This is a genomic window from Actinomadura sp. NPDC048394 (assembly GCF_040651755.1).
Lineage (GTDB): Bacteria > Actinomycetota > Actinomycetes > Streptosporangiales > Streptosporangiaceae > Spirillospora > Spirillospora montaniterrae.
The window spans coordinates 1-2,682 of record NZ_JBEZJL010000173.1 but is presented as its reverse complement, the minus strand read 5'-3'; the positions used below and the strand labels follow the sequence as shown (position 1 = coordinate 2,682).

Genomic DNA, 2,682 nt, shown 5'->3' with positions numbered 1-2,682 from the left:
CCGGGGCCCGGCCGCACCCGGGGCCGCCCTCAGGACGGCGCTCCGGGGCATCGCGAGGGCCGGCCGCGCCGGAGGGCGCGGCGGCGCCCGTATGATCGTCCGGCGGTGTGATCGGTTCCGCTCACGGCGGGTTTCGCGCGCGCGGCGCCCGCCGGGGCCGTAGAGTCCGCAGGGGCCGCGCAGTGCCGCGCCGCCGCCACCCCCGAAGGTCCGCTCGTCCCCCGGGAGCACTCGTTCAATTGGCCAGCACAGAGGTAGGCACCAAGACCGGCGGCCCGGCAGCGCCGGGGCCGTCGATCGTCCCGCAGGGCCCCGCCCGGCTGACGCTCATCGCGATCACGGTCGCGGTGCTCGCGCAGACCCTGCGCTTCTCGCTTCCCCAGCTCGACCACTTCGCCGACGGCACCGGCACCGGCGTGGCCGCGGTCGCCGTGCTCGCGGTCTATCTCGCCGGGTTCGCCGCGCCGCTGGTGCGGCGCGCCGCGGGCCCGCGCGGGCTGCTGCTCGCCGGCGTCGGCGGGCTGTTCGCCGTCCGGCTGCTCGCCCAGGCGATAGGCCCGCAGACGTGGCTGGCGTTCGTCGGCACTGCCATCGGCATGATCGCGGTCGCGGCGCTGTTCGAGGGGGCGCGCGGGCTGTCCGGCGTCGGGTTCGCCACCGCGACCGTCGCGGGCCTGTCCGCCGACACCGCCGTCCGGATGTGCTTCGCCACCTGGGACCCGGTGTGGCGGAGCGGGATCGGGCCGTGGCTGGCGTGCCTGGCGTTCGTGGCGCTCGGCGCCGCCGCCCTCTACCGGGAGCTGTCGTCCGGGCCGGTCACGGCGCCGGGCCTGTCCTGGCGGGACGCGATGGGCGCCGCCGCGTTCGGTCCGTTCCTCGCGCTGCAGGTGCTGGTGCTGGCCAGCCCCGCGTTCGTCGCCTCGTCCGGCTGGCAGTCGCTGACCGCCGCGCACATCGCGATCGTCGTCGGGCAGGGCCTCGCCCTGGCGTTCCTGGCCTCCGGGCTCGCCGTGCGGGCCGTCCCCGGCGGGGTCTGCGTGCTCGGCGGCACCGTGCTCGGCGTCGGCGCCGGCGCGGTCGCCGGCACGTACGCGGTCACCGGCATCGAGGTGGTGCCGATCGTGATCGTCGGGCAGGTGCTGTCGGCGTGGCTGCTGGCGGTGGCGTGCCGGGCGCCGCTGCGCCGCGCCGGGACCGGCGGGCCGGTCTGGCGGATCGACGTGGGCGCCGCGCTCGGCGGCTTCCTGATCCTCGTCGTCCTCGTCCCGTACCAGGTGAGCGCGCTGTCGCCGCTGCCGTTCCCGAACAACGTCCTGCCGGGCGTCGCGGGCATCGCGCTCGGCGGGCTCGCCGCCGCCGCGGCCGCCCGTGGCGGCCCGCTGCCCGCGCGCGCGCCGCTGCGCGCGCTGGCCGGCGGTGCGGCCGCGCTCGTCCTGCTGCTCGGCACCGTGGTGTTCACCGTGGCCGCGCCGGACGGCACCGCGAAGGCCGGGCCCGTCCCCGGCCAGGTCCGCCTGCTCAGCTACAACATCGAGGACGCCGTCAACCAGAAGGGCCGGCTGGACCCCGAGGGCGTCGCCCGCACCATCGAGGGGCAGCGCGCCCAGGTCGTCCTGCTGCAGGAGGCGAGCCGCGGGTCGCTGCTGTCCGGCACCGCCGACCTCGGGGTCTGGCTGTCGCGGCGGCTCGGCATGAAGCTGATCTGGGGTCCCGCGGCGGACGGCCAGTTCGGCAACGCGATCCTCACCTCGCTGCCCGTCCGCAGCTCCGGCACCGGCCGGATGCAGAAGGGCGACTGGTCGCAGATCCGCGGGTACGTGTGGGCGCGGCTCGCCGTCGGCGGGAGCACCATGGACGTGTGGTCGACGCGGCTGCAGGGCGGCGACGGGCAGAGCGACGAGCGGTCCCGCGAGGTCGCGGCGCTGCTGCGCGCCTGGGGCGGCGCGCCCCGCACCGTCATCGGCGGCGACTTCGGCGCCGGCCCCGACAGCCCGGAGGTGTCCGGCATGACCGACGGGACGGACCTGCGGAACGCCGCGCTCGGCGGCGACGCGTCCCCGACCTCGGCGGACGGCGACCGCACCGACTACGTCTTCGGCTCCGACGGGGTGCTGTTCAGCGACTACGACGTCCCGCGCTCGGGGGCGTCCGGCCACTATCCGGTCGCGGTGACGCTCCGGATCGGGAAGTGAGGCGACCATGGACGACACGGCGGCGGGCGCCGCGGCGGTCGAGCCGGCGGTGCCCGCCGACGCGGGCGAGCTGCTGACGCTGCAGCGCGCCGCCTACGTCAGCGAGGCGCAGCTGTACGGCGACCCGTTCATCCCGCCGCTGGTCGAGTCGCTGGAGCAGCTGCGCAAGGTGCTGGAGGGCGACGCGGTGGTGCTGAAGGCGGTGCTCGGCGGCCGCATCGCCGGCGCCGTCCGCGCCCAGTTCAGCGATCACACCTGCCTGGTCGGGCGGCTCGTCGTCGCGCCCGACCTGCAGGGCCGCGGGATCGGCGGGCGGCTGATGCGGGCGCTGGAGGAGGCCGTCGCGGGCCGCGCCGACGCGTGCGTGCTGTTCACCGGGCACCTCAGCGAGGGCAACCTGCGCATGTGCACGAACGTCAGGTGCGCGGCGACCCGCTCGCGGTGCGTCTCGGCGTAGCCGAGCCGCCCGGACAGGCGCCCAGAGGGGCAG

At 77.1% G+C, this 2,682-nt stretch carries 2 protein-coding genes; both read left to right on the top strand.

All coding sequences use genetic code 11. The annotated features are described in order from the left end of the window. The first annotated feature begins 239 nt into the window (after positions 1–239). The gene (locus AB0C78_RS50640) at positions 240–2,192 is read left to right on the top strand and encodes an endonuclease/exonuclease/phosphatase family protein (protein ID WP_360763001.1); all 1,953 of its coding nucleotides are present in this window, start codon (positions 240–242) and stop codon (positions 2,190–2,192) included. A gap of 7 nt (positions 2,193–2,199) precedes the next feature. After that, positions 2,200–2,649, top strand: a complete 450-nt coding sequence (locus AB0C78_RS50635; RefSeq protein WP_360762998.1) for a GNAT family N-acetyltransferase — start codon at positions 2,200–2,202, stop codon at positions 2,647–2,649. Positions 2,650–2,682 lie beyond the last annotated feature (33 nt).